Raw genomic sequence first — 25,916 nt, 5'->3', positions numbered from 1 at the left:
GGAGTATTGTTGCAACTCTTAATGTTTAAGCTACTAGTTTGCAGCCTACAGCTTGGTAGACTGAACTTTATACAAATCAATTATTGCCGTCTGCTGCACCTTGTGAGAGCATTACCCTTGGCTTTCTGATGTACTGCAAGATATATAAAGACAAAAGAGCAATTAAGACATGGTAGATTCCCTCAAAAAACCAGGCTTTGAAGAAATACGGCCAGGAATTAAAGTCCCGGCACGAGAAACCCTGTTAACACCCCGGTTTTATACTACCGATTTTGATGAAATGGCACGGATGGACATTTCTGTCAATGAAGACGAGTTAAAAGCCATCTTAGAAGAGTTTCGTGTTGACTATAACCGCCATCACTTTGTTCGAGATGCCGAGTTTGAACAATCCTGGGATCATATTGATGGGGAAACTCGCAAGCTATTCGTAGAATTTTTAGAACGCTCTTGTACAGCAGAGTTTTCAGGGTTTTTGCTGTATAAAGAACTCGGCCGCCGTTTGAAGGACAAAAGCCCCCTTGTGGCAGAGTGCTTTAATTTGATGTCACGGGATGAAGCTCGTCATGCTGGCTTTTTGAACAAAGCGCTGTCAGATTTCAATCTGTCTTTGGATTTAGGGTTTTTGACAAAGAGCCGTAGCTACACATTCTTTAAACCAAAATTTATCTTCTACGCTACTTATCTTTCAGAAAAAATTGGTTATTGGCGGTATATAACTATTTATCGTCATTTAGAAGCACATCCTGAAGATAGAGTTTATCCAATTTTCCGCTTCTTTGAGAACTGGTGTCAGGATGAAAACCGTCATGGAGATTTCTTTGATGCAATCATGAAATCTCAGCCCCAAATGCTCAATGATTGGAAAGCTAGACTATGGAGTCGCTTCTTTTTATTGTCGGTATTTGCCACAATGTATCTCAACGACATCCAACGCAAAGACTTTTATGCGTGCCTTGGATTAGATGCACGAGAGTACGACATTCATGTAATTAAGAAGACTAATGAAACCGCAGGCAGAGTCTTCCCACTGATGTTGGATGTAGAAAATCCACAATTCTATCAGCGGTTGGATGTTTGTGTCGAGAATAACAAAAAATTGAGTGCGATCGCTAACTCCAACACTCCTAAATTCCTACAATTCTTCCAAAAACTACCAATTTACGTATCTCACGGCTGGCAATTACTACGGCTGTATTTGATGAAACCGATTGATGCTGTTCCTGCTCAAGGTGCAGCTCGCTAGGTTGTAAAATTTGTGCAAAAGCTTGAGTGGTTCTGTTGTTTACAGAACCACTTTTTTTAAGGACTAAAGTCCTGACTAGGAACGCTACTGCTAAAAAAAAGACCCCCGGTAGCTAGCCGAGGGATTCTGCAAGTCGGTATTGTCGCATAAAGACATTCGCGAATCTCACCATATCAAGCCGAAAATTAGAAAAGTTGCCAAATTGCCAAATTGGTTTTTTTAGTGTCTTTTAGTGTATGTGCTGTGGTTTGTAATTTTTTGACGCATCAAACCGAAAGCACGTTTAAGATCTAAGTAAAGAAATTTTTCTTAGTTTACGTGCATGAAACGCATCGTCTTGATTGCTGGATTTGAATCGTTTAACGCTGATTTGTATCGAAATGCAGCAAAGTTGGCTAATTCTTGTTGCTCTGATTTAGATATTAGGGTGTTTAGCGATCGCGATATTACCACCAAGTGCCAAGAAGTAGAAGTAGCACTCAAAGACGCTGACGTGTTTTTTGGCAGCTTACTATTTGATTATGACCAAGTTGTGTGGTTGCGCGATCGCATTGCCCAAATTCCCAGCCGTCTGGTGTTTGAGTCAGCGTTAGAACTGATGAGTTTAACTAAGTTGGGTGACTTTGCCATTGGCGACAAACCCAAAGGAATGCCCAAACCTGTTAAATTCATTCTCGATAAATTCAGCAATGGAAGAGAAGAAGATAAACTTGCTGGTTACATTAGCTTCTTAAAAATTGGCCCGAAACTTCTAAAATTTGTCCCAGTGCAAAAAGTCCAAGACTTACGTAATTGGTTAATTATCTATGGTTATTGGAATGCTGGCGGTTCAGAAAACGTCGCTTCATTATTCTGGATACTGGCAGAAAAATACCTGGGGTTAAAAGTTGGCGATATTCCCCCACCAATTGAAACGCCGAATATGGGATTACTACATCCCGATTATCCAGGTTTTTTTGAATCGCCAAAAGCTTATTTGGAATGGTATCAGAAACAGGGCAGGGGGCAGGGGGCATGGGGCATGGAAAACATGACCTCACCAGTTATCGGAATTTTACTTTATCGTAAACACGTTATTACCAAACAGCCTTACATTCCCCAAATGATTCGCTGTTTTGAAGCAGCGGGTTTGATACCTTTGCCCATCTTTATTAATGGTGTTGAAGGTCATGTAGCAGTACGAGATTGGATGACGACTGACTACGAAATTCAGCAACGACAATTAGGTAATATTGAGACTCCCTCACTTTCAACTGAAGCAGTAAAGGTAGATGCGATCGTTTCCACAATTGGTTTTCCTCTCGTGGGTGGCCCGGCTGGTTCAATGGAAGCAGGACGACAAATAGAAGTAGCAAAACGTATCCTAACTGCAAAAAATGTACCTTACATTGTTGCTGCACCACTGTTAATTCAAGATATTTACTCTTGGACACGCCAAGGTATTGGGGGGTTACAGAGTGTAGTGTTGTATGCGTTACCGGAACTCGATGGGGCTATTGATACGATTCCCTTGGGTGGTTTAGTTGGGGAAAAAATTTATTTGGTTCCCGAACGAGTACAGCGATTAATTAGTAGGGTGAAAAGTTGGGTGGCTTTGCGACAAAAACCTGCATCGGAACGCAAGATTGCCATTATTTTGTATGGTTTTCCTCCCGGTTATGGTGCTGTAGGGACGGCTGCGTTATTGAATGTACCGCGCAGTCTCTTGAAGTTTCTGCACGCACTCAAAGACCAAGGTTATACCGTCGGAGATTTACCTGATGATGGCGAAGAATTGATTCGTCAAGTAAAAGAAGCAGATGAAGAACTACATCTTTCCTTAGTCCCTAGTCCCCAGTCCCTAGCCTCTAATTCCAACGCTGTAAATGTCCGCACATTAGAAAAATGGTTGGGATATCTGCAAACTTCTCGTGTTGAAAAACAATGGAAGTCTTTGACGGGAACGGGAATAAAAACTTATGGTGATGAATTTCAAATTGGCGGTATTCAGTTAGGGAATGTGTGGATTGGTGTACAACCACCTTTAGGCATCCAAGGTGACCCGATGCGGTTAATGTTTGAACGAGATTTAACGCCTCATTCCCAATATGCTGCTTTTTACAAATGGCTACAAAATGACTTGGCTGCTGATGCTATAGTTCACTTTGGAATGCATGGTACTGTAGAATGGTTGCCGGGTTCTCCTTTAGGTAATACTGGTTATTCTTGGTCGGATATTTTGTTAGGAGATTTGCCTAATTTATATATCTACGCGGCAAATAATCCTTCGGAGTCGATGTTGGCAAAACGACGCGGTTATGGGGTGTTAATTTCTCATAATGTACCGCCTTATGGTCGTGCGGGTTTATATAAAGAATTAGTGGCGTTGCGAGATTTAATCTCGGAGTATCGAGAAGATCCACAAAAGAATTATGTGCTGAAGGAAAGTATTTGTAAAAAGATTTTAGATACAGGTTTGGAAGCAGATTGCCCTTTTGAGGATGCTAAAAAGTTGGGGATTTCTTTTACTCCAGAAAATGTGAGGATGTTTAGTAATCATGCTTTTGATGATTATTTGGTGAAGTTGTACGAATATTTGCAAGTTTTGGAAAATCGATTGTTTTCTTCTGGGTTGCATACTTTGGGGGAAGCACCGAATGAGGAGGAGATGAGTGCGTATCTGGAGGCTTATTTTGGGGGGGAGGAGGAAGGAAACGAACCGCCAAGATGCCAAGAACGCCAAGAGGAGGAAGGGCTAATTAGGGATTTGTTGATGCAATCTACGGATGAATTAAGGAATTTGTTAAGGGGTTTGAATGGGGAATATATTCCACCTGCGCCTGGTGGTGATTTGTTGAGGGATGGTGCGGGTGTTTTGCCTACGGGGAGAAACATTCATGCTTTAGATCCTTATAGAATGCCTTCGCCTGCGGCTTATGAAAGGGGACGGAAAATTGCTCAAAAAATTATTGCCCAGCATGTAGAGGAACATGGGAAGTATCCAGAAACTGTGGCGGTGTTGTTATGGGGTTTGGATGCGATTAAAACTAAGGGCGAATCTTTGGGGATTTTGTTGGAATTGGTAGGGGCTGAACCTGTGAAGGAGGGAACTGGTAGAATTGTTCGTTATGAGTTGAAACCGTTGGCAAAAGTGGGACATCCCCGGATTGATGTATTGGGTAATTTATCTGGGATATTTCGGGATAGTTTTGTCAACGTTATCGAATTGTTGGATGATTTGTTTCAACGGGCGGCTGATGCTAATGAGTCGGAAGAAGAGAATTTTATTCGCAAACATGCTTTGGCTTTGAAAGTGCAAGGGGTAGAAAATGTATCTGCAAGATTGTTTTCTAATCCGGCGGGTGATTTTGGTTCTTTGGTGAATGATCAGGTTGTGGACGGAAATTGGGAATCTGGTGAGGAGTTAGGCAATACTTGGCAAAGTCGCAATGTATTTAGTTATGGTAGGCAAGATAAAGGTCAAGCTAGACCAGAAGTATTGAAGGCTTTGTTGAAAACTAGCGATCGCATTGTTCAAGAAATCGATTCAGTAGAATATGGTTTAACTGATATTCAAGAATACTATGCGAATACTGGCGGTTTAAAAAAGGCGGCAGAAAAACAAGGCGGTAAAAAGGTAACTACTAGTTTTGTAGAAAGTTTCTCGAAAGATACTACACCCCGCAATTTAGATGATTTGCTGCGGATAGAATATCGCACAAAGTTAGTTAATCCTAAATGGGCGCAAGCAATGGCTAATCAAGGGTCTGGTGGTGCGTTTGAAATTTCTCAACGGATGACGGCGTTGATTGGTTGGGGTGGTACTGCCGATTTTCAAGATGATTGGGTATATGATCAAGCTGCTGATACTTATGCCTTAGATGCAGAGATGGCGGAAAAGTTACGCAAAGCCAATCCTGAAGCTTTTCGCAATATTGTTGGCAGAATGTTAGAGGCACATGGACGCGGTTTCTGGGAAACAGATACAGAAAAGTTAAATCGGTTACGTCAGTTATATGAGTTGACGGATGAAGAATTGGAAGGAGTGACTGAAACAATTAAAAATTAAAAATTTGAGAAATTATAAGCAATTTTTAATTTATTAATTGAAACACGGTAAAGAAAGAATGATTAGAGGTAGAAGATGACTAGTAAAGAATTACTAATCCAAGAAATAGAAACTTTACCACCAGAGTTACTAACAGAAGCACTTAATTTAATTCGAGAAATCAAAACTAGCCATATAGCAAAACAATCAAGTACAAACAATTTACGTGGTTCTACAGCTGAAGATTTACTAGAGTTTGCAGGAACTTGGTCAGGTGATGATATTAGAGAATGTCTTCAGCTTGTTCATGATACTCGTATGCCACCGGAATTTTAAGAATGTATTTGCTTGACACAAATCATTGCACTTTTTTGATAGAAGCTGAACCAAAAGTTGTCAATCACTTTCGGGAACTAGGTCAGGTTACACTTGCCACCAGTGCTACTGTTGCAGGTGAACTCAGGTTCATGTCACAAAACTCCCAACAAGAAACTGCAAATTTTATAAAAATTCGCGCATTTCTCAACCGAATTGATATTTATCCAATTGATGCTGAGACAGCAGAAGTTTACGGAGATTTCAAGTCGGAAATTATTAAAAGATTTGCAGTCAAAGAAAAGAGTAAACGCCAAACAACTAAATTGCAAGAAATCGGCATCGGCGAAAATGACCTGTGGATTGCTGCTACAGCTTTACGCCATTCATTAATTCTCGTTACATCAGATAGTGATTTTCAAAGAATGCGTCAAGTTAGGGAATTTTCTGTAGAAAGTTGGATTTGATTGTTGAGAACTAATAATTTTTTTAGATAAGTTATAATTCACAAAATTGGTTATTTCTCAAATAAAATTAGATAAGTTTACCTGAGACTGTATGATAGATATCTTTACAGAAACCGGATAAATGCTAATTTATTTTGTAAATATAAGTAGTCCTCCAAAACAAAGTCAAATCCACACATGAACTCGTTGATTAGAAGTGGTTTTATTTACTTGCTTTGCTTGGACTTAATATTATGCTTAGTAGCATTTTCAGTCCCTTCATTTTCAGACTACGACCAACAAACAATACCACCAGCTACAACAGAAATCCGAGGTGTTTGGATTACTAATGTTGCTAGCGGTGTACTATTTGTCCCTTGGGGAATTGACCGCGCTGTAGACCAACTTTCAGCACTCAATTTCAATACGGTTTACCCTGTAGTTTGGAATCGAGGACAGACGTTTTACAAAAGCGCTGTAGCGCAATCTGTAACAGGTTCAAATTCTCAACCTCTTCTAACATTAATACATGGTGGACAGGATGTTTTAGCAAAGATAGTTAATCTTGCTAAACCGAAAGGTTTAAGTGTGATTCCCTGGTTTGAATATGGTTTTATGACACCAGTTGATTCAGAATTGGCTAGGCGTTATCCTGATTGGTTGACGAATGGGCAAAAAGGTGTGAAGTCTATCCGAGAAACTCCACCAGAGGAAGCCGATAATGGTTCAACAAATAAACAAGCTTGGCTGAATCCTTTGCATCCAGAAGTGCAAAAGTTTATCTTAGGATTAATTGTAGAAGTCGTCACCAATTACGATGTTGAAGGTGTTCAGTTAGATGACCATTTTGGAATGCCTGTACAATTTGGTTATGATTCTTTCACTGTTGACCTTTATCGGCAAGAACATCAAGGTAAAAGTCCACCTAATAATCCGTTCAACTCAGAATGGATGCGTTGGAGGGCGAATAAAATTACTGATTTTATGGCAGAAATCTATCAAGCTGTCAAAGCAGTTAAACCTAAAGCTAAAGTCTCTTTGTCTCCTAATTCTCATGCTTTTGCTTATAAATATTATCTGCAAGATTGGGAAAGTTGGATAAAAAAAGGTCTGGTGGATGAGTTGATTTTGCAGGTATATCGCAATAATAAAAGTAGTTTTATTGCTGATTTGGAAAAACCAGCAGTAGAATTGGCTCGTACTCAAATTCCTGTAGCTATCGGTATCTCAACGGGAACATTGCGAAATCCGGTAGAAATTGCCCAAGTTAAAGAACAAGTTAAAATAGTACGCGATCGCTCTTTTAGTGGTATATCTTTTTTTTATTGGGAAAGTCTCTGGGGTTACATCTCTCCAGAATCACCCCGACAGCGGCGCAGTGTTTTTCAAGAGATGTTTATAGACAAAGCTGCTAGACCTTCACGACCCAAGAAAAGTTGATGCCGTTAGTTCCTGCCAAAAAAGATTTTAATATAAGTTGGGACTTACGCAAAATTATGAAAAAACGTAGACCGAAGGGCTTGCCGCAGGCTACCACAAAGGACACAAAGTACACGAAGTAAAGAGGTTTCACAGAGTTACGCGTAAGTCCTATATAAGTTTTATAATAAACTGCGATCGCACAACACAGAGTGCATAACCCAGCATGTTTTTAACATATTAGCTGTAGTACACTATTTTTAGGTAAATAGCTTGGGTTAATCTACCTTTATTCGCTCTGTGAAAAAAATCCTGATTTTATCAGCCAATCCTACAAACACTAGCCAATTGCGCTTAGATAAAGAAGTACGGGAAATTCAAGCAGGATTGGAACGGGCTAAAAATCGAGATCAGTTTGAAATTATTTCTAGATGGGCAGTGCGTCCTCAAGATTTGCGTCGGGCATTTTTAGATCATGAACCTCAAATTGTCCATTTTGCAGGACATGGCGCTGGTGATGAGGGTTTAGTTTTAGAAAATGATGCTGGAGAATGGCAGCTAGTCAGTACAGAGGCGCTAGCTAATTTATTTGAGTTATGTAAAGAAAAAATTGAATGTGTACTATTAAACGCCTGTTATAGCGAGGTGCAAGCTGAGGCAATTTACCAACACATTGACTATGTGATGGGCATGAATCAAAAAATTGGGGATGTGGCAGCAATAGAGTTTGCTATTGGATTTTATGATGCTTTGGGTGCTAATAGATCATATCAAGATGCTTACAAGTTTGGCTGTAATGCCATTGACCTTAAAAGCATTCCTGAATCTTCTACACCAATTCTCAAAAGTCGCAACAATCAAGGTGTGGCAACTCTGACAACACCTGCAATAACCCTAGAAAATCCCGAAGGACAAGTACCTTTAGAATCTGCATTTTACATCAAGCGATCGCCTGTGGAAACCGACTGCTATGAACAAGTTCTCAGAGATGGGGCTTTAATTCGGATTAAAGCACCGCGACAGATGGGTAAAAGCTCGTTAATGTCAAGAGTTCTTAATTATGGCAACAAGCAAGGCTATAAGTCTGCGTATTTAGATTTTCAATCAGTCGATGCAGAATTTCTCAGCAGCTTGGATATGTTTTTGCAGTGGTTTTGCGCCAGTGTCTCCGACAGTTTAGGTTTACCAGAAAAGCTAGACGACTTTTGGAAAGGGGTTTTGGGCAGTAAAAACAAATGTACAAATTACTTTCAAAGATATTTACTCAAGGAGATAGACAAGCCTATTGTCTTGGGTTTAGATGAAGTGGATGAAATTTTTAAGCATCCCATAATTGCCACTGATTTTTTTGGCTTGCTGCGTGCTTGGCATGAACGTGCTAAAAATGACCCAGATTGGCAAAAACTCAAGTTGGTGATTGTCCATTCTAAAGAAGTGTACATTCCCCTCAATATCAATCAGTCGCCCTTTAATGTCGGTTTACCTGTGGAGTTACCAGAACTAAATCAACAACAAGTGCAAGATTTAGTGCAACGTCATGGGTTAAGTTGGTCTAATTCCCAGGTGCAACAGTTAATTATGCTTGTGGGTGGACATCCTTATTTAGTGCGGATGGCACTTTATCAAATTGCCCGCAACAGAACGACTTTAGACAAGCTAGAACAAATCGCACCCACAGAAGCAGGCCCCTATAATGACCATTTACGTCGCCATTTATTGAATTTGCAGGAGGATGAACAATTATTAACAGCACTGAAGCAAGTAGTCACAGCTGATGAGGCGGTGGATGTGGGAACAACAGCAGCCTTTAAACTCCGTAGTATGGGGTTAGTCAAATTTCAGGGGAATAAAATTATGCCTTTATGTAATTTATACCGGAAATACTTTGGCGATCGCCTCGGTTGGAGTAAAAGTTCGTAGTAAGAACTTTAGTTCTTATTCTTTAGGACTGACGCAATAACTCTCTAAAACCCTCTTACTTTGTGTACTTTGTGTCCTTGGCGGTTCGATTCTTCCATAACTTTGTGTAAGTCTTGTCTATTTTCAATTACCATTCGCCTAAAAGGTCTAAAAAAATGGTTCAAGTTACTCAGGGCAAAGATATTACCCTAGCCCAATTAATTGATGACTTTGGGCTACAACTTGCAGACAACAAACAATTTTTTTCAGAATGGCAGCAAGATTTACCAGATTTAAGTGAATCAGAAAAAGAATTACTCAACGAAGTCAAGGCAGAATATTTACATTTATCGAAATATCCAGTTTTAGAACCTGTAGTCAAAATGGTGGTGTTATCGCCACTATTGCGTTTAGCAGGTTTTTATCAACCGCCTTTTTACATCGCCTCAGAACAAGAAGTAGAAATTTGGTCAGAGGATGAAGGCACAATTGTTCGAGGACGGATTGATATTTTGGTATTTCATCCGCCGTTGTGGGTACTGGTAATTGAAGCCAAAAGAGCGCAATACTCTTTAGTACCAGCAATTCCTCAAGCTTTAGCTGATATGTTAGGTAATTCTGACACTGGGAAACCAACGTTTGGTTTTGTCACTAATGGTCAGGAATTTCAGTTTATTAAGTTGATGAAACAAGATACAGCAAAATATGCGTTATCTTACACATTTTTTCTGAATCGTGAGGAAGATATTTATACTGTTGTCAAAGTTTTAAAACACCTAAGTAAATTGGTAAGAAATATAAATTATATGTAGGGTGTGTTATGCCGTAGGCTAACGCACCTTGAATTGTTGACGGTGCGCTGCGCTGATGGTAGTCAGATCCCCGACTTCTTAAAGAAGTCGGGGATCTCGCAGCCTCTCAAACACCTATTTGCCAGTCAATGTATGACTCAGTACCAGTATCAAGTCGGGGGTAGTTTACCCGCCAATGCGCCAACTTATGTCAAACGCCAAGCTGATGATGATTTGTATGCAGGGTTGAAGGCTGGGGAATTTTGTTATGTTCTCAACTCGCGGCAAATGGGGAAATCTAGCTTGCGGGTGCAGGTGATGCAACGGTTGCAAAATGAAGGGTTTGCTTGTGCGGCTATTGATATTACTGCCATTGGGACGGCAGAGATTACGCCGGAACAATGGTATGCCGGGGTAATTGATACGTTGGTGGGATATTTTAATCTTTATAGTGATTTTGATTTAGACATTTGGTGGAGTGAGAACAATTTACTTTCACCAGTACAGCGTTTGAGTAAGTTTATTGAAACAGTTTTATTAGAAAAAATAACAGCAAATATTATTATTTTTATTGATGAAATTGATAGTGTTTTGAGTCTGGCTTTTAATTTAGATGACTTTTTTGCAGTCATTCGGGATTGTTATAACCGCCGCGCTGATAAACCTGAATATAATCGCATCACTTTTGCATTAATTGGGGTATCTACTCCTTCAGATTTGATTCAAGATAAGGGACGCACACCTTTTAATATTGGTCGGGCAATTGATTTAACTGGTTTTCAGTTAGATGAAGCGGAACCTTTAGCGCGGGGTTTAGCGGCGTTAGGTAATCCTCAAGAGGTGATGGCGGCGGTGTTGGCGTGGACAGGTGGACAGCCATTTTTAACCCAGAAGGTTTGTAACTTATTAATTGCCGATTCCCTTATAGAGACGCGATTCATCGCGTCTTATGAACAAGATTCACGCACAAGTAACGGAGAATTAAACCGCAGAGGACGCAGAGGACACGGAGAAATAGGAGTTTCAGAGAGTTATTGCGTAAGTTCTAATGGAAATGAGGGGGAATCCCCAGTTGAGGGGTTGGTAGAAAGCGTAGTCAGAAAGCGGATTATTGAGAATTGGGAAGGACAAGATGAGCCGGAACATTTAAAGACGATTCGGGATAGAATCATGCGGAGTGGGGAGCAGCAGACTGGGCGGCTTTTGGGGTTGTGTCAGCAGATTGTGCAACAGGGTGAGATAGTTGCTGATGATAGTAACGACCAAATAGTGCTGCGGTTGACTGGGTTGGTGGTCAAGCGGGATGGAAAGTTGCGAATTTATAACCGCATTTATGCAGAGGTGTTTAAGCAAGAATGGGCTGAAAATATTTTAACTAGGTTGCGTCCGTATTCTGATGCTTTTAATGCTTGGGTGGCTGCTGATTTTCAAGATGAATCGCGGTTGTTGCGGGGAAAAGCATTACAAGAAGCTTTGGTTTGGCGCATTGGCAAAGGTTTAACTGATGTCGATGACCGATTTTTGGATGCTAGTCAGGAATTAGAAAAGCGTGAACTGCAAAAAAGCCTGGAAGCAGAGGAACAAGCAAAGCAGGTTTTAGCAGAGGCGAACCGCAAAGCTAAACAACAGATTCGCAGTGGTTCTGTTTTGCTGGGTTGTGCTGTAGTGGGGGCAGTTGCATTGTTTATAATCGCTCAACATAGTATTAAATTATCTAAGAGTGCTATTGCAGCGAAAGAAACAGCTACAAAAGAAGCGAATGCTGCTAAGGAAGATTTAAAAAAGGCTCAAGCAGCAACGGAAGTTACGAAGACAGAAAAAGAACAGATATTAAAACAAAAATCTTTAGCAGAAAATAATTTAAAGATTGCTAAGAGCAAGGTAAAACTAGCACAGCAAACATTAGATAAAGCTAATGCACAGTACCAACAAGCACGGACACAGGCACAACAAGCAAGTTACCAGAAGTATTTGGCACAAAAACAGGCGCTAACTGCTCAACAGCAGCGTGATAGTGCAGAAAAACAGCGTCAAAATGCCATTGCTGGTTTAGATATAGCAAAAACAGAGCGTGAAACTGCCCTCACAGCTACGCGATTAGAGCAAGAAGGAACAAATGCCTTGCGGGAGTTTAGAACTTCTAGAGAAATTGAGGGATTACTGTTAGCCGTGCGGAGTGGGGAAGAACTCAAAACTTTAGTCAAGAATAAAAAATCTTTAGCAGATTACTCAGCTTATAGCCCTTTGTTTAGTTTGCAGACTATTCTGCTAGATATTAGGGAAATAAATCGCTTAGAAGGTCATGACAATGCGGTATGGAGTGTAGCGTTCAGCCCAGACGGCAAAACCTTAGCCTCCGCTAGTGATGACAAGACCATCAAACTGTGGAATCGAGATACAGGCAAAGTTATCTCCACCTTAGAAGGTCATGGCGCTCTGGTCTCTAATGTAGCGTTCAGCCCGGACGGTAAAACCTTAGCCTCCGCTAGTGATGACAAGACCATCAAACTGTGGAATCGAGATACAGGTAAAGTTATCTCCACCTTAGAAGGTCATGGCGCTCTGGTCAATAGTGTAGCGTTCAGCCCGGACGGTAAAACCTTAGCCTCCGCTAGTGATGACAAGACAATCAAACTGTGGAATCAAGATACAGGCAAAGTTATCTCCACCTTAGAAGGTCATGGCGATGCGGTATGGAGTGTAGTGTTCAGCCCGGACGGCAAAACCTTAGCCTCCGCAAGTCTTGACAACACCATCAAACTGTGGAATCGGGATACAGGCAAAGTTATCTCCACCTTAGAAGGTCATGGCGATGCGGTATGGAGTGTAGTGTTCAGCCCGGACGGCAAAACCTTAGCCTCCGCAAGTCTTGACAACACCATCAAACTGTGGAATCGGGATACAGGTAAAATTATCTCCACCTTAGAAGGTCATAGCGCTCCGGTCTATAGTGTAGCGTTCAGCCCGGACGGCAAAACCTTAGCCTCCGCTAGTGCTGACAAGACGATCAAACTGTGGAATCGAGATACAGGTAAAGTTATCTCTACCTTAGAAGGTCATAGCGCTCCGGTCTCTAGTGTAGTGTTCAGCCCGGACGGCAAAACCTTAGCCTCCGCCAGTGGTGACAAGACGATCAAACTGTGGAATCGAGATACAGGTAAAGTTATCTCTACCTTAGAAGGTCATAGCGCTCCGGTCTCTAGTGTAGTGTTCAGCCCGGACGGCAAAACCTTAGCCTCCGCCAGTGGTGACAAGACGATCAAACTGTGGAATCGAGATACAGGTAAAGTTATCTCTACCTTAGAAGGTCATGGCGATTGGGTCAGTAGTGTGGTGTCCAGCCCGGACGGCAAAACCTTAGCCTCCGCTAGTAATGACAGGACAATCAAACTGTGGAATCGGGACACAGGCAAAGTTATCTCTACCTTAGAAGGTCATGGCGATTGGGTCAGTAGTGTGGTGTTCAGCCCGGACGGCAAAACCTTAGCCTCCGCCAGTGGTGATAAGACAATTAAACTGTGGAATCGGGACACAGGCAAAGTTATCTCCACCCTAAAAGGTCATAGCGAAATGGTCAGTAGTGTGGTGTTCAGCCCGGACGGTAAAACCTTAGCTTCCGCAAGTCGTGACAAGACAATAAAACTGTGGAATCGAGACACAGGTAAACTCATTTCTACCCTGGAAGGTCATAGCGAAATGGTCAGTAGTGTGGTGTTCAGCCCGGACGGCAAAACCTTAGCCTCCGCTAGCTATGACAAGACCATCAAACTGTGGAATCGAGATACAGGCAAAGTTATCTCCACCTTAGAAGGTCATGGCGATGCGGTCAATAGTGTGGTGTTCAGCCCGGACGGCAAAACCTTAGCCTCCGCTAGTAATGACAAGACAATCAAACTGTGGAATCGAGATACAGGCAAAGTTATCTCCACCTTAGAAGGTCATAGCGCTGCGGTCAGTAGTGTGGTGTTCAGCCCGGACGGCAAAACCTTAGCCTCCGCTAGTGGTGACAACACCATCAAACTGTGGAATTTGGATCTTGATAATTTACTGGCGCAGGGTTGCAGTTGGCTGAAGGCTTATTTGATTAGTCATCCTGATGCGCCGAGGGTGTGTACTTCTCTACAAGAGGCTGCGCCCTTCGACTACGCTCAGGACAAGCTCAGTAACCGGGGAGTGGGGAATAGGGAGTAAAAAAATGAGAGGATGGCATTTGCTGTAAAGGTGCGTTGGCGTAGCCCGCCGTAGGCATCACTCCTTGCCCAACTCATAATAAATGTAGTATGAAAGGCGATCGCTGGCGAAAAAAACACCATTGTTCGAGTTCCCAGCTTGAAATTCCGAGTTCTGAAGTTGAAGTTCCAAGTTCCCAGCTCGAAGTTTCGTGTCCTGAGGTTGAAGTTCCAAGTTCCCAACTTGAAATTCCGAGTTCTAAGGTTGAAGTTCCAAGTTCCCAGCTCAAAATTTCGAGTTCTGAGGTTGAAGTTCCGAGTTCCCAGCTTAAATGTTTGGTTTTGATAGCGATCGCTTAGCGTAAAATACAGTTTCAAGAGAGTCAGATCCCCGACTTCTTTGAGAAGTCGGGGATCTTGTTGTTCACGAATGATTTAGTACTGCTATATCTTTATATGTAGATTAAGCAACTACTCTGGACAATAATTGATGAAAGCGGAAGAATATCCTTTTGTGCAGGAGTTAATCACGGATAAACAAGGTCAAATTCTCAAAGTAGTCTTAGAGTTTGAAGAATATCAGCGTCTGTTAGACGCTATTGAAGATGAGGGGCTTTATCAAGCTATGCAAGCCGTTAAGGACGAAACCCCTTTAAGTATAAATGAGGCTCTAAAAGATATTTACCGCTACTTTCCATAAATGTGATCGCCTACTTTAAATTTGAGCGAGTGATTGAAAATAAGGACTAAAGTCCTGACTACAAGCTTGCTAGACCTTCACGACTTCAGAAAATTTGATGCCATTAGTCCCTGCCAAAACTGAATTAGAATTTACATTACTATGGATTGTCGCTACTTGTGGCGGCTTTTTAATGAGTTTATGTTTAATTGAAATCGTTGAAAAACCAGAAGATATTGGAGTAATTCAAGCATCTATTGGCGGATTAATGGTTGCACTTCCTCAAGGTTTAATTCTTAGACACAGCATCTCTGCTGTAAAGTGGATTTTATCAACACTGCTAGCTTGGATTGCTATTAGCGCTATTGGCATCGGTGCGATCGGTTGGATTGTTATACCCAATAGCGAGTTTTTTGCTTCCATAATCCTGAGTGGGGCAATTTATGGCGCAATTGGCGGCTTTGGTATTGGCTTTGCTCAATGGTTAGCTATTCGTCAACCATTTCCTTGGGCTTGGCAATGGATCTTAGTTAGTTCGGCAAGTTGGGCTATAGCAATACCTGTAGGTTCTATTGTCGGTAGTATTTTGCATTACCTGACACGCTTGTTTTTAGGCGAAGTCGCAGGTTTAGCGATCACTTGGCTGATGGTTGCTATCTTGACAGGAATCAATGCTTACAGATTGTTTAGGTAATTTCTTCTTTTTTGCTTTGAGAAAATTTGTAACTTCTTCTGTGTTTAAAATCTAAATCAACAAACAAGTGTTTATTAGCTGTTTAATAGCTGTTAATATTCTTTGTCAAGAAATGTTTGATCATCAACTCTGAACCTACGTTGATTGATATTTTAGTTATGAAACTTTGATTTTATTAATAAATGTATCATTAACAAAATTTATTACTGGGAATTTAGTTAAATATATGCAACAATTCTAAAAATTATTAATAAAAAATGTCAGCATAATCGCGCCACCTTAATAAATGTATTTTAACTTTTAAAAAGCAGGTTTTGTTAAGCTTACTGCTATTAACTTTTTCAGATTTCTAATTCAGAAGTAGAGAAAGATACAACTATCATCAGCAAAGGCTAAATATGCTTTGCTATGGGCGCTAGAGAGAAATCTTACTAATAAAATCACTCAAGAGAGCGCCTAAAAGATTTGGAAATAGCAGATAGGGACTCTTGCATGAATCTAAATCAAACTGAATCAACTTTAAAATTGCAACAACAATCAAATCCTCATATTATCTTCGGTACAGAATTAGACAACAACAGCAGTAGCGAACAATTTCTGCTGAGTATGTATAACTCTGTACAGGCATCTATATTCGTAGTAGATGTTCTAGAAGATGGGGATTTTCAATATGTAGCGCTGAATCCGACTCATGAGCAATGGTTAGGTATAAGTTCAGAAAATCTCCGGGGCAAAAAACCAGAGGATATCCTCTCAGCAGTTGATGCTGCAAAGGTGCGTCAGCATTACGTTGATTGTGTACGCTTTGGTAAAACTATTTCTTACGAACAATGTTTGCAATTCCAAGGTGTTCCGACTTGGTGGAGTACAACTCTAACACCACTGCGGGATGCTAATTCTAAAATTTATCGATTAATTGGCACTAGTAGTAATATTACTCCTAGCAAACAAGTAGCCCAAGTTAAAGGCACTCAAGCTAAACGAGAAAAACTGTTAGAAGCGATCGCTCTTCGGATTAGTGAATCATTAGATTTAAATGCCAATCTTGATCAAACTGTAAAAGAACTGCGACAGTGTTTAAACTGCGATCGCATCATGGTTTACCATATTCAGTCAAATGAAAGTGGCACAATCATCGCTGAAGCAACTGTTAGTGCGAGTGGTTCGCTTTTAGGTAAAAACTTTCGAGATCCTAGTTTCAGTACCAAATATAAAGAACCTCACGGACGAGGTTGTATTCAAATTGTTGAAGATATCTATGCAGCAGTGTTACATCCTGAGCAAATAAATTTTTTGGCATCTTTGCAGGTTAGAGCCAATTTGGTTGTGCCTATTTTATTACAGCAAAATTTGTGGGGGCTGTTAATTGCTCAGTATTGCGATCAACCCCATCAATGGCAGCAAATAGAAGTTGATTTATTCAAGCAACTAGCAACTCAAATCGGTATTGCTGTCCAACAGGCAGAACTACATCAGCAAATACAGCATTTGGACACCAAACTCAAGTTGCAGACTCAGCAGCATCAAGCCCAATTACAACAGGCGCAGAACTTTCAAGCATTAGTACGTCACATTACCGAACAAATTCGCGATAATCAAAACGAAACTCAAGTATTGCAAACAGCTACTCAAGAATTAGTACAGTTACTAAAACTTGAATCGTGCTATATCGAACTTTATAGCCCCTGCCGTACCAGTGCCAAGGTTGCTTACGAGTATACAATTAACCTACCTCCATCCCAAGGTCTTACTAGACTAATTGCCGAATTTTGGGAAATTTATCAACCACTGTTAGAAAAACAGCATCGACAATCCGTAGAGATTGTTTCTCAATGGCATCCCAAATTACTTGTAATTACACAACTAGCTTGTCCCATCTTTGACGAACAAGGGATTTTGGGAAATCTTTGGCTTTTGCGACCAACGCAAGAAATGTTTGATGAATTTGAAATAGAACTAGTGCAGCAGTTAGCAAGTGAATGTGCGATCGCTATTCGCCAAGCACAGCTTTATCACGCAACTCAGGCACAACTAGGAGAATTAGAAAAACGAGAACGCCTCAAAAATGAATTTCTCAGAACTCTATCCCATGAACTACGGACACCCATAACTAGCATTAGCCTTGCCGCCCAAACTTTAGAAAGTGTACTCACACCAGAAGGATTATTAAATATAGAAATAGTACCGCAACTATTACAAATTTTGCATAACGAATGTGGACGAGAAAGCAAATTAATTAACGATTTGCTCACACTTACATATTTAGAAGCCGAACCCGAACCCCCTACTTTGATTGCCATTGAGTTACAAACTTGGCTTCCTCCCATTGTTGAGTCTTTTCGAGACATTACCAGTTGTCAGCAACAGCAATTAAACCTGACGATTGATTCTGCACTTCCGCCGATAGAAACAGATATCACGGACTTAGAAAGAATCGTTACTGAACTTTTGAGTCATACTGGCAAATATACCCCTGCGGGCGAATCCATTGCAGTATCAGCTTACCTCACAGTAGATGCAGTGCAGCTAAGTATCAGTAATTCCGGCTTAGAAATTCCCTCTTATGAACTGTCACGGATTTTTGAGCCATTTTACCGTCTTTCCAAAAACGATCCCTGGAAATATAGTGGTACAGGATTAGAAATGGCATTAGTACAAAAAATGGTAAGGCACTTAGGCGGTTCTATTCATGTAGAAAGTACATCTGGTCAAACTACATTCATAGTTGAATTTCCCAAAACGGCTGCAATATGAATTGTTCTCCGCCTCAACACTGGTAAAACCTTCAGAAATTTGCTAACATTACCTTTTGTGCGGGTGACTAGCTCAACGGTAGAGCAGTAGACTCTTAATCTATTGGTTCTGAGTTCGAATCTCAGGTCACCCACTATAACTAGTTGTTTGTCACTGTTAACAAATTAGCACTAAAATAATCCCTCATAAAAACAAGAAGAGGCTTTTGAAAGGCGATCGCCTTATTCAAATGTTGGTATTACTGAATTACAACATAAATTATGCGATCGCCTTCAGTTATAGTTTTAGCCTCAAAATAGTGGTTCTTCAGTACTTGTTGTCCCTTGTAAAAACCTACACCTGTCAGAGGCAGGGTGCAGGGTACACGCTTCGGCTACTTCGACTACGCCCTTCGGCTTGCTTCGACTGCGCCCTTCGGCTACGCTCAGGATAAACTCAGCACAAGTACGCTCAGCGATCGGGGAATGAAGAATTATCTCTTTCTCCTGTTCTCCCTGCTTTCTTCGTGCCTCAACAGCTAATTTTGTCAACCAAACCGATTAGTACGGCCACTTCCAATTACGAATTTCTGGCATATCCTCACCATGCTCAGAAATATAGTGTTGATGTTCGATGAGCTTATCTTGCAGCATTTGCTTGACATAAGCTGCATTAGCCCCTAATTTTGGTACGCGATCAATTACGTCCATTACCAAGTCAAAGCGATCAAGATCGTTGAGAACGACCATATCAAAGGGAGTAGTGGTAGTTCCCTCTTCTTTATAACCACGTACATGTAGATTATTGTGGTTGGTGTGGCGATAAGTTAAGCGATGGATTAGCCACGGATAACCATGAAAAGCAAAGATGATCGGTTTGTCGGTAGTGAAAATCGTATCGAAATCTTTAGTGCTTAAACCGTGGGGATGTTCACTTTTTGGTTGGAGTGTCATCAAATCTACTACGTTAACTACTCGCACCTTCAATTCAGGAAAGTTTTGGCGCAAAATATCTACGGCAGCTAAAGTCTCTAAAGTGGGAACATCTCCAGCGCAAGCCATGACTACATCTGGTTCGCTGCCTTTATCATTGCTTGCCCATTCCCAAATACCAATGCCTTTAGTACAGTGATTGATAGCTGCATCCATATCTAAATATTGCAACGATGGTTGCTTGCCAGCAACGATAACGTTGACATATTGGCGGCTGTTCAGGCAATGATCTGTTACCGACAGCAGAGTGTTGGCATCAGGGGGAAGATACACGCGCACGATTTCTGATTTTTTGTTGACTACATGGTCAATAAAACCGGGATCTTGGTGAGAAAAACCGTTGTGATCTTGCCGCCAAACGTGGGAAGTCAGCAGGTAATTAAGAGAAGCAATTGGTCTACGCCAGGGAATATCATTAGTGGTTTTGAGCCATTTGGCATGTTGGTTAAGCATGGAATCTACTATGTGGATAAATGCCTCATAGCAAGAGAAGAAACCATGACGGCCTGTGAGCAAGTAACCTTCTAACCAGCCTTGGCAAGTAGTTTCACTAAGAATTTCCATTACTCGACCATCAGGAGATAAATTTTCATCTTCTGGAAGAGTTTCGGCAGTCCAAGCCCGATTTGTGACTTCCAACACTGCACTGAGGCGATTGGATGCTGTTTCATCGGGGCCAAAAATCCGGAAGTTTTGGCTTTCCAGATTGAGTTTCATCACATCCCGCAGGAATGTTGACATGACTTTGGTAGCTTCGGCGTAACTTGTACCCGGTTGAGAAACATCTACCCCATAGTCTTGAAAATTGGGCATCTTCAAATCACGCAGCAAAATTCCGCCATTAGCGTGGGGATTATCCCCCATGCGTCGATGTTTTTTGGGAGCGAGTTCTGCCAATTCTGCCATCAACTTGCCGTTAGCGTCAAAGAGTTCTTCGGGTTTGTAACTCTTCATCCACTCTTCTAGCAATTTTAAATGTTCTGGCTTACTTGCTAATTCGCCAAAAGGGACTTGGTGCGATCGCCAGAAACCCTCGGTCTTTTTCCCATCTACATCCTTTGGCCCTGTCCAACCTTTGGGGGTTCTAAGGATAATCATTGGCCATTGGGGACGTTTGGTAAAGCCATGTACACGGGCTTCTCTTTGGATACTTTGAATTTCCGCGATCGCAATATCCAAAGTAGCAGCCATCTGTTGATGCACATCTGCGGGTTCAACACCTTCTACAAAGTAAGGTTTATAACCATAACCTACAAATAAGCTCTCTAACTCTTGATAGCTCAATCGTGCTAATAAAGTGGGGTTAGCTATTTTATATCCATTTAGATGTAAAATCGGCAGTACTGCCCCATCACGGACTGGATTAAGAAATTTATTAGAATGCCAGCTAGTAGCTAAAGCACCAGTTTCAGCTTCGCCATCACCAACAACAGCAGCAACCACTAAATCAGGGTTATCGAAGGCTGCACCATAAGCGTGAACAAGAGCATAACCAAGTTCACCACCTTCATGAATAGAACCTGGGGTTTCTGGTGCTACGTGGCTAGGAATACCACCTGGAAATGAAAATTGTTTGAAAAGTCTCTGCATACCCTCAACATCTTGGGAGATGTTGGGGTAATATTCGCTGTAAGTACCTTCGAGATAGGTGTTGGCTACTAATCCAGGCCCGCCATGACCTGGCCCAGCAATGTAGATTGTGTTCAAGTCATATTTTTTGATTACCCGATTTAGATGAACGTAGATAAAGTTCAGCCCTGGTGTTGTTCCCCAGTGACCCAGCAATCTAGGTTTGACGTGTTCTAACTTTAAAGGTTCTTGCAGCAGTGGATTATCGAGCAAATATATCTGTCCGACGGAAAGATAGTTCGCTGCACGCCAGTAGGCATTCATTTTGTGCAGTTCTTCATCTTTTAAAGGCTTTGTCTGTGGAGTAGTTGTTAATGTCATCTTAAACTCCATTACAAAAGTAAATTGGCAAATTCATTTCGTATGACAGTTTAATCATTTACGGTATGCGAGTCATCTTACCCATGACAAATTTCCCTGTTTTAATCTGTGAAGCTGATTATTACTAGCCACTTAATACACTTTTTTGAATCTAGAAATAAACCTGAATAGATGCCAATAACGTTCTCTCACAAAGGCTAACAGACTAAGTATTTTTTAAGATTAATTTTATTTATTTTTAAAATTCAGATAGAAAATTACCTTGTAATACATTCCAAATATCTAATGAACACAATTTAAAAATACTTCTTTTGGTGGACGTTTATTGTTGTGTAGGCTGATAAATAAGACTTACGCAACTGGCACAGTGCGAATGATAACGCGTATTTGGTTTTTGATGACACAATAATTGATAGATCAACCTGCTCCATCCTGGACTGCTTTCGGTTTTCAAGGCCAATTCGACGAAAACTGTATATGCCCAGCTAGCTACTGCAAGCATGATGTCATATTGGTGCGATCGCCTATCTTAGCATCAACTACTAAGATTACTTTCGATTAGATAGTTATGCCTTTCAGTTTGTCCACCTTACCAATCGTTGCTCTAAAACTTGTACAAAACCGATCGCAATTTGAATTAAAGGCCAGCCTACTAAACAGATAAATGCTGCTCGTCGAGTAGTAATATCTAAACCTTGGCGCACTGCAACAATCACCGCCAATAAACTCCACACTGCCAAGATCAACTCGATTGGTCGTCCTAGTAAGGGAATAAGGGTGAAAAAATTCAGTAATTGCGGTGCATAAGCAAAGCCTAGCGGAATAAGTAAGTCACCATAAGTAGGATCGATTGGTTTGAGCCATTGTCCAATTTTCCAAATTGTGAATGTCCAGAAATAATATCCTGCAATAATAGCGATCGCATCAATCAAAAGACCCGTCAAAAGTACAAAAATTGTCGCTCGATTGATTAATAAAATTACACCACTACCTATAGCATGAGAAATAGCAGCTAAAATTACAATACTTAAGGCTAAACTCCGGTTTCGCTGTGTATTGTGAGCATTTTCATAAAAGTCACCATTCAAAGCTAGAGCATACCGAATTGTACGACACAAACCTGACCTTGATTTTTTCTTATTGCTGCTCATTTTTCCTAACTATTAAACTCATCCTACCCCTGGAAGGGGCGGGATTTTGTGTCAGTGGTCAGTTGTTTTTGCTACTGACTACACTTCGGATACACGGTAGTTGAGTTTCGACTTCGCGGTAGTTGAGCGCAGTCGAAACTCAACTGCCGCACACTTGTACTGAGTTTAGCCTGAGCGTTGGTTGCTGAGTTTAACCTGAGCGTAGCCGAAGGGCGCAGTCGAAGCAAGCCGTAAAGCTTACGGCATAGATACGCTTAGCGCGTAGCGTCTTTGACAGGAGAAGGGCGAAGTCGAAGTAGTCAAAACTCAGTGCATCGCTGGCTATTAACACCTGACGGCGACGGGGCGTTAACTAAGTAGGTCGGCACAATTAAATATAAAATATTAAAGGATAAAATCCTGCCAAAAACTAGCTTTTTCCACCTGCCTCCTTGCTATTTATATAAAAACAATAATCTCAAATGCGTAAGATTGGCGGACAAATACTGTTATTGTTGCAAAGTGGAACATTAAAACTGTTGATTTTAGCAGGGATAATACTTCTTGCCTGGGGAACTCTTGCCCCTGTAGGAACCTTGGTATGGTGGTTGAAACAAAGTTCCCAAAGCTTGGGAATTAAGAAAAACCTCACGAAAAAGTTACCTGGAGATAACCGTTCACTTAAAGTTGATCAATCAAAAAATATTGATTGCTATATAGTTTTTTTACCAGGAGTGGGAGATTTTTCTGCCAACCAATTAACTCCAGGCGAAGAATTTTTCTTAAATAAATTAGAGCAAATTCATCGTAATTGTGTAACAGTGCGGGATGTTTTTCCTTATTCCGCTGCTAATGAAAGTTTAGGAGGACGACGGTTATTAGCCCCTCTGTGGAGTGCAGCCGAAAAAGCAGATGGTTGGTTTTCTAATACAGATGTTTTAATTAAAATTCGTAATCTCTGGCGATTTGCTATTTCTGCCGATGATCGTTATGGAAATATTTATAACTTGGGAATTGCGAATGCGATCGCTAATCGCATGAATGCCGTATATCCTTTACCCAAACAACCAAAACAACGACTTAAACTGATTTTAGTTGGAACCAGTGGCGGAGTGCAAGTCGCCCTTGGTGCGGCTTCTGATCTTAAGCAGTCGCTCAATTTTCAATTAATTGTTGTTTCCATAGGTGGTGATTTTGATGGTGAAAAAGGCTTTGATGCAGTTGAGCATGTGTATCAACTTGTAGGTAGTCGAGACTGGATTGAAGATATTAGCCAGATTGTATTTGCTTCACGCTGGCCAATCACAGTCGGTTCACCTTTCAATCAAGCTCGTCGTCAAGGACGTTATACAGTTTTAAACACAGGACCTCATGCTCATAGCGGTTCTCAAGGCTATTTTGGTACAAAAACAATCGGACAAAGCCAAACAACTTATGTACAGTTAACACTCAAAAAAGTGAATCAATTGCCAATTTGGTCTCATCAAAATCAGAGGTAATAGTTTTGATAGTTCAATCTATAGAAAGTGGTCTCAGCTATGCTGACAGGTTACTATGTGACTAGTGATACAAATGATATTAAAACTTAAATACCTGATTTAAAGTGACAATTGATTATGAAAAATCAACAAGTTGCCCCTGTTTTGGCTAAACCAGGGCATATAGAGCTTCTACAAACAGATGAATTAGCTATTATTCGTCATCGCCGTGATGTCAAACGTTTGAAGATACGACAGACTCTGACTGAACGCACTCTTAAAATAATTGCAATTACCTCTATCCTCAGCAGTATTTTTTTAGGAATAGGTGCATTGACATGTTGGAGATTTGAGATTAGTGCCGATGCGATCGCCACAACCAATAATAAACAAGATTGGCAAACAAGAAAACATATCTGTTTTGGCTGGATGTTATTTGCGTTTTCCAGCTTTGTGGGTACTACTTCTTTGAGTTCAAACAGAGAACAAAAAATCCCGAACCGCTTCTAAAACATTTGCTGGGTGTTCCTCATGTAGTCCCAAGGAACCAGGGACAGTCGCACTTGTCACGTTTGGTAATGCTACTAAAGCGTCCATTTCTGCTCGTGATTTGGGAGGGCAAGATTCCCCAATGATAACCATCAAAGGTACAGACAACGATCGCCCAAGTGTTAGAAAATCAGATTGCTCGTGTATGGCATCAAGATTACCTGTTACGAAGGCAGCAGAAGCAAATCTTGCTCCTGGTTGTTGAGTTGTTTGCCATTTTTGAGCGATGAAACTAGGGGTAAGTTTAGCTTCATCAGTAAAAACGTGGCGACGGTACATCCAACTTAGAAAGGATGGTCTAGTGTTGAGGTAATAAAGTACTTGACCAAGTATAGGCGATCGCACCAATCCTCTCACCATGCCAGCTATTTGCTGATTTGCCCCCATTGTCGGCAAAGGGCCACGCCAAGTGGGTGCTACCAAAACAATCCGCGAAAAGATATCAGGCTGTTTCACAGCTAGTTGCAATACATAACTAGCAGCATGTCCAGCCGCCACTACAGTAATTTTTGTCTTAAAAACAGCTTTGACAAAATCTTCTAAAAATTGCTGATATATTTGGGGTTGGTAATCTAAACTAGGACGAGAAGATTGCCCAAATCCAGGCCAGTCTACTGCTACAACTTGAAAGTGAGGAGCTAATAATTTAGCTAATTCGCCCATTTCCCCACGAGTTGAAACGCTACTAAAAGCTGGGAGTAGCAATATTGGTGAACCTTTGCCAAGGGTTTCATAAATTACGCGCAATGGTTGATTTTCCCAATACCACGTATATTCTTGAACTACTCCGCCAAATTCTACAGGATTATCAGCTGCTAATAAAGTGGTTGACATTAGAATAAATATTTGTTGTTACTAAAACTGGAAAGTTAGGAGTTAGATATTCCTCACTCCTAACTTTTAATTTGGGATATTTACGATCCCTAATCTGTGTTAGTTAGGCATATCTAACTTACATTCCAACGCTTTTTTTTGCATGGTTTTAAAAATATTATAAAATCCATTAGCACGGGAAGGTGTTAGACTTACGTTTAAACCAGTTGCCTGAATAAAGTCTGGAGTCAATTGGACAATTTCAGTGGGAGTTAATCCTTTCAAACCTTCCACTAAAAGCCCTACTAATCCTTTAGTTAATTGAGAATCCGAGTCGCCTTGAAAGACAACTTTATTATCATCTAAAGCTGCTGTGATATATACTTGAGAAACACAACCAGGGACTTTGTTTTCTGGTAACTTGTCTGCTTCGGGAAATTCATTGAGCTTCTGAGCGTACCAGATCAGTTGTTCGTAGCGTCGCTTCGGTTCAGCAGCCCGTTGGAAGCGCTGGACAATTTTAGCGAGTGCAGGTGGCAAAGAATCTAGAGTTGAAGACATAACAGAAGCTGCAAATAATCGGCTT

Annotated in this window: 17 protein-coding genes and 1 tRNA gene; 14 read left to right on the top strand and 4 right to left on the bottom strand. The window is 41.0% G+C overall.

What is annotated here, in order from left to right; translation table 11 throughout:
* The first annotated feature begins 169 nt into the window (after positions 1-169).
* The 12 genes from acsF (at position 170) to QI031_RS11405 (ending at position 18,572) form a co-directional block, all read left to right on the top strand.
* On the top strand, positions 170-1,246 hold the full coding sequence (gene acsF / locus QI031_RS11460; protein WP_281485283.1) for a magnesium-protoporphyrin IX monomethyl ester (oxidative) cyclase: 1,077 nt from the start codon (positions 170-172) through the stop codon (positions 1,244-1,246).
* A 322-nt stretch (positions 1,247-1,568) separates the two neighbouring features.
* Positions 1,569-5,294, top strand: a complete 3,726-nt coding sequence (gene bchH / locus QI031_RS11455) for a magnesium chelatase subunit H (RefSeq protein WP_281485282.1) — start codon at positions 1,569-1,571, stop codon at positions 5,292-5,294.
* Between the two features lie 75 nt (positions 5,295-5,369).
* The gene (locus QI031_RS11450) at positions 5,370-5,609 is read left to right on the top strand and encodes a DUF2281 domain-containing protein (RefSeq protein ID WP_281485281.1); all 240 of its coding nucleotides are present in this window, start codon (positions 5,370-5,372) and stop codon (positions 5,607-5,609) included.
* Positions 5,610-5,611: 2 nt separating this feature from the next.
* The gene (locus tag QI031_RS11445) at positions 5,612-6,055 is read left to right on the top strand and encodes a type II toxin-antitoxin system VapC family toxin (protein WP_281485280.1); all 444 of its coding nucleotides are present in this window, start codon (positions 5,612-5,614) and stop codon (positions 6,053-6,055) included.
* Positions 6,056-6,232: 177 nt separating this feature from the next.
* A complete protein-coding gene (locus tag QI031_RS11440; protein WP_281485279.1) occupies positions 6,233-7,474 on the top strand; it encodes a glycoside hydrolase family 10-like protein in 1,242 nt (413 codons plus the stop codon).
* Positions 7,475-7,753: 279 nt separating this feature from the next.
* Positions 7,754-9,373: an AAA-like domain-containing protein gene (locus QI031_RS11435; RefSeq protein WP_281485278.1), complete on the top strand. Its 1,620-nt coding sequence runs from the start codon at positions 7,754-7,756 to the stop codon at positions 9,371-9,373.
* A gap of 155 nt (positions 9,374-9,528) precedes the next feature.
* The gene (locus QI031_RS11430) at positions 9,529-10,164 is read left to right on the top strand and encodes a type I restriction endonuclease (RefSeq protein ID WP_281485277.1); all 636 of its coding nucleotides are present in this window, start codon (positions 9,529-9,531) and stop codon (positions 10,162-10,164) included.
* Positions 10,165-10,296: 132 nt separating this feature from the next.
* On the top strand, positions 10,297-14,334 hold the full coding sequence (locus QI031_RS11425) for an AAA-like domain-containing protein (protein WP_281485276.1): 4,038 nt from the start codon (positions 10,297-10,299) through the stop codon (positions 14,332-14,334).
* A gap of 468 nt (positions 14,335-14,802) precedes the next feature.
* Positions 14,803-15,012, top strand: coding sequence for a hypothetical protein (locus QI031_RS11420; RefSeq protein ID WP_281485275.1), 210 nt, complete (start codon positions 14,803-14,805; stop codon positions 15,010-15,012).
* Between the two features lie 97 nt (positions 15,013-15,109).
* Positions 15,110-15,685, top strand: coding sequence for a hypothetical protein (locus QI031_RS11415; RefSeq protein WP_281485274.1), 576 nt, complete (start codon positions 15,110-15,112; stop codon positions 15,683-15,685).
* Between the two features lie 492 nt (positions 15,686-16,177).
* Positions 16,178-18,439, top strand: coding sequence for a PAS domain-containing sensor histidine kinase (locus QI031_RS11410; protein ID WP_281485273.1), 2,262 nt, complete (start codon positions 16,178-16,180; stop codon positions 18,437-18,439).
* A 61-nt stretch (positions 18,440-18,500) separates the two neighbouring features.
* Positions 18,501-18,572, top strand: a tRNA-Lys gene (locus QI031_RS11405).
* A 406-nt stretch (positions 18,573-18,978) separates the two neighbouring features.
* Here QI031_RS11405 and QI031_RS11400 read toward each other — a convergent pair.
* Positions 18,979-21,360 (bottom strand): phosphoketolase family protein, encoded by a 2,382-nt coding sequence (locus QI031_RS11400; RefSeq protein WP_281485272.1) that lies wholly within the window; start codon positions 21,358-21,360, stop codon positions 18,979-18,981.
* A gap of 575 nt (positions 21,361-21,935) precedes the next feature.
* A complete protein-coding gene (locus QI031_RS11395; RefSeq protein ID WP_281485271.1) occupies positions 21,936-22,511 on the bottom strand; it encodes a Yip1 family protein in 576 nt (191 codons plus the stop codon).
* Between the two features lie 461 nt (positions 22,512-22,972).
* Here QI031_RS11395 and QI031_RS11390 point away from each other — a divergent pair, with 461 nt between their 5' ends.
* On the top strand, positions 22,973-23,989 hold the full coding sequence (locus QI031_RS11390; RefSeq protein ID WP_281485270.1) for a hypothetical protein: 1,017 nt from the start codon (positions 22,973-22,975) through the stop codon (positions 23,987-23,989).
* Between the two features lie 117 nt (positions 23,990-24,106).
* Positions 24,107-24,478, top strand: a complete 372-nt coding sequence (locus QI031_RS11385) for a hypothetical protein (RefSeq protein WP_281485269.1) — start codon at positions 24,107-24,109, stop codon at positions 24,476-24,478.
* Here the strand turns inward: QI031_RS11385 and QI031_RS11380 are convergent.
* Both QI031_RS11380 and QI031_RS11375 read right to left on the bottom strand, forming a co-directional pair.
* Positions 24,443-25,351 carry an alpha/beta fold hydrolase gene (locus QI031_RS11380; protein WP_281485268.1) on the bottom strand — a complete coding sequence of 303 codons (909 nt, stop codon included), beginning with the start codon at positions 25,349-25,351 and terminating at the stop codon, positions 24,443-24,445. The genes QI031_RS11385 and QI031_RS11380 overlap by 36 nt on opposite strands.
* A gap of 99 nt (positions 25,352-25,450) precedes the next feature.
* The gene (locus QI031_RS11375; RefSeq protein WP_281485267.1) at positions 25,451-25,891 is read right to left on the bottom strand and encodes a SufE family protein; all 441 of its coding nucleotides are present in this window, start codon (positions 25,889-25,891) and stop codon (positions 25,451-25,453) included.
* Positions 25,892-25,916 lie beyond the last annotated feature (25 nt).

This window comes from Halotia branconii CENA392 (assembly GCF_029953635.1).
Taxonomy (GTDB): Bacteria; Cyanobacteriota; Cyanobacteriia; order Cyanobacteriales; family Nostocaceae; genus Halotia; species Halotia branconii.
Note: the sequence above shows the minus strand (reverse complement) of the source record. Positions and strands in the feature narration are given on the sequence as shown.

Excerpts from the sequence above, each read along its gene's own strand:
- acsF (WP_281485283.1), top strand. The coding sequence starts at position 170 with ATGGTAGATTCCCTCAAAAAACCAGGCTTTGAAGAAATACGGCCAGGA.
- bchH (WP_281485282.1), top strand. The coding sequence starts at position 1,569 with ATGAAACGCATCGTCTTGATTGCTGGATTTGAATCGTTTAACGCTGAT.
- QI031_RS11450 (WP_281485281.1), top strand. The coding sequence starts at position 5,370 with ATGACTAGTAAAGAATTACTAATCCAAGAAATAGAAACTTTACCACCA.
- QI031_RS11445 (WP_281485280.1), top strand. The coding sequence starts at position 5,612 with ATGTATTTGCTTGACACAAATCATTGCACTTTTTTGATAGAAGCTGAA.
- QI031_RS11440 (WP_281485279.1), top strand. The coding sequence starts at position 6,233 with ATGAACTCGTTGATTAGAAGTGGTTTTATTTACTTGCTTTGCTTGGAC.
- QI031_RS11430 (WP_281485277.1), top strand. The coding sequence starts at position 9,529 with ATGGTTCAAGTTACTCAGGGCAAAGATATTACCCTAGCCCAATTAATT.
- QI031_RS11425 (WP_281485276.1), top strand. The coding sequence starts at position 10,297 with ATGACTCAGTACCAGTATCAAGTCGGGGGTAGTTTACCCGCCAATGCG.
- QI031_RS11420 (WP_281485275.1), top strand. The coding sequence starts at position 14,803 with ATGAAAGCGGAAGAATATCCTTTTGTGCAGGAGTTAATCACGGATAAA.
- QI031_RS11415 (WP_281485274.1), top strand. The coding sequence starts at position 15,110 with ATGCCATTAGTCCCTGCCAAAACTGAATTAGAATTTACATTACTATGG.
- QI031_RS11410 (WP_281485273.1), top strand. The coding sequence starts at position 16,178 with ATGAATCTAAATCAAACTGAATCAACTTTAAAATTGCAACAACAATCA.
- QI031_RS11400 (WP_281485272.1), bottom strand. The coding sequence starts at position 21,360 with ATGACATTAACAACTACTCCACAGACAAAGCCTTTAAAAGATGAAGAA.
- QI031_RS11395 (WP_281485271.1), bottom strand. The coding sequence starts at position 22,511 with ATGAGCAGCAATAAGAAAAAATCAAGGTCAGGTTTGTGTCGTACAATT.
- QI031_RS11390 (WP_281485270.1), top strand. The coding sequence starts at position 22,973 with ATGCGTAAGATTGGCGGACAAATACTGTTATTGTTGCAAAGTGGAACA.
- QI031_RS11385 (WP_281485269.1), top strand. The coding sequence starts at position 24,107 with ATGAAAAATCAACAAGTTGCCCCTGTTTTGGCTAAACCAGGGCATATA.
- QI031_RS11380 (WP_281485268.1), bottom strand. The coding sequence starts at position 25,351 with ATGTCAACCACTTTATTAGCAGCTGATAATCCTGTAGAATTTGGCGGA.
- QI031_RS11375 (WP_281485267.1), bottom strand. The coding sequence starts at position 25,891 with ATGTCTTCAACTCTAGATTCTTTGCCACCTGCACTCGCTAAAATTGTC.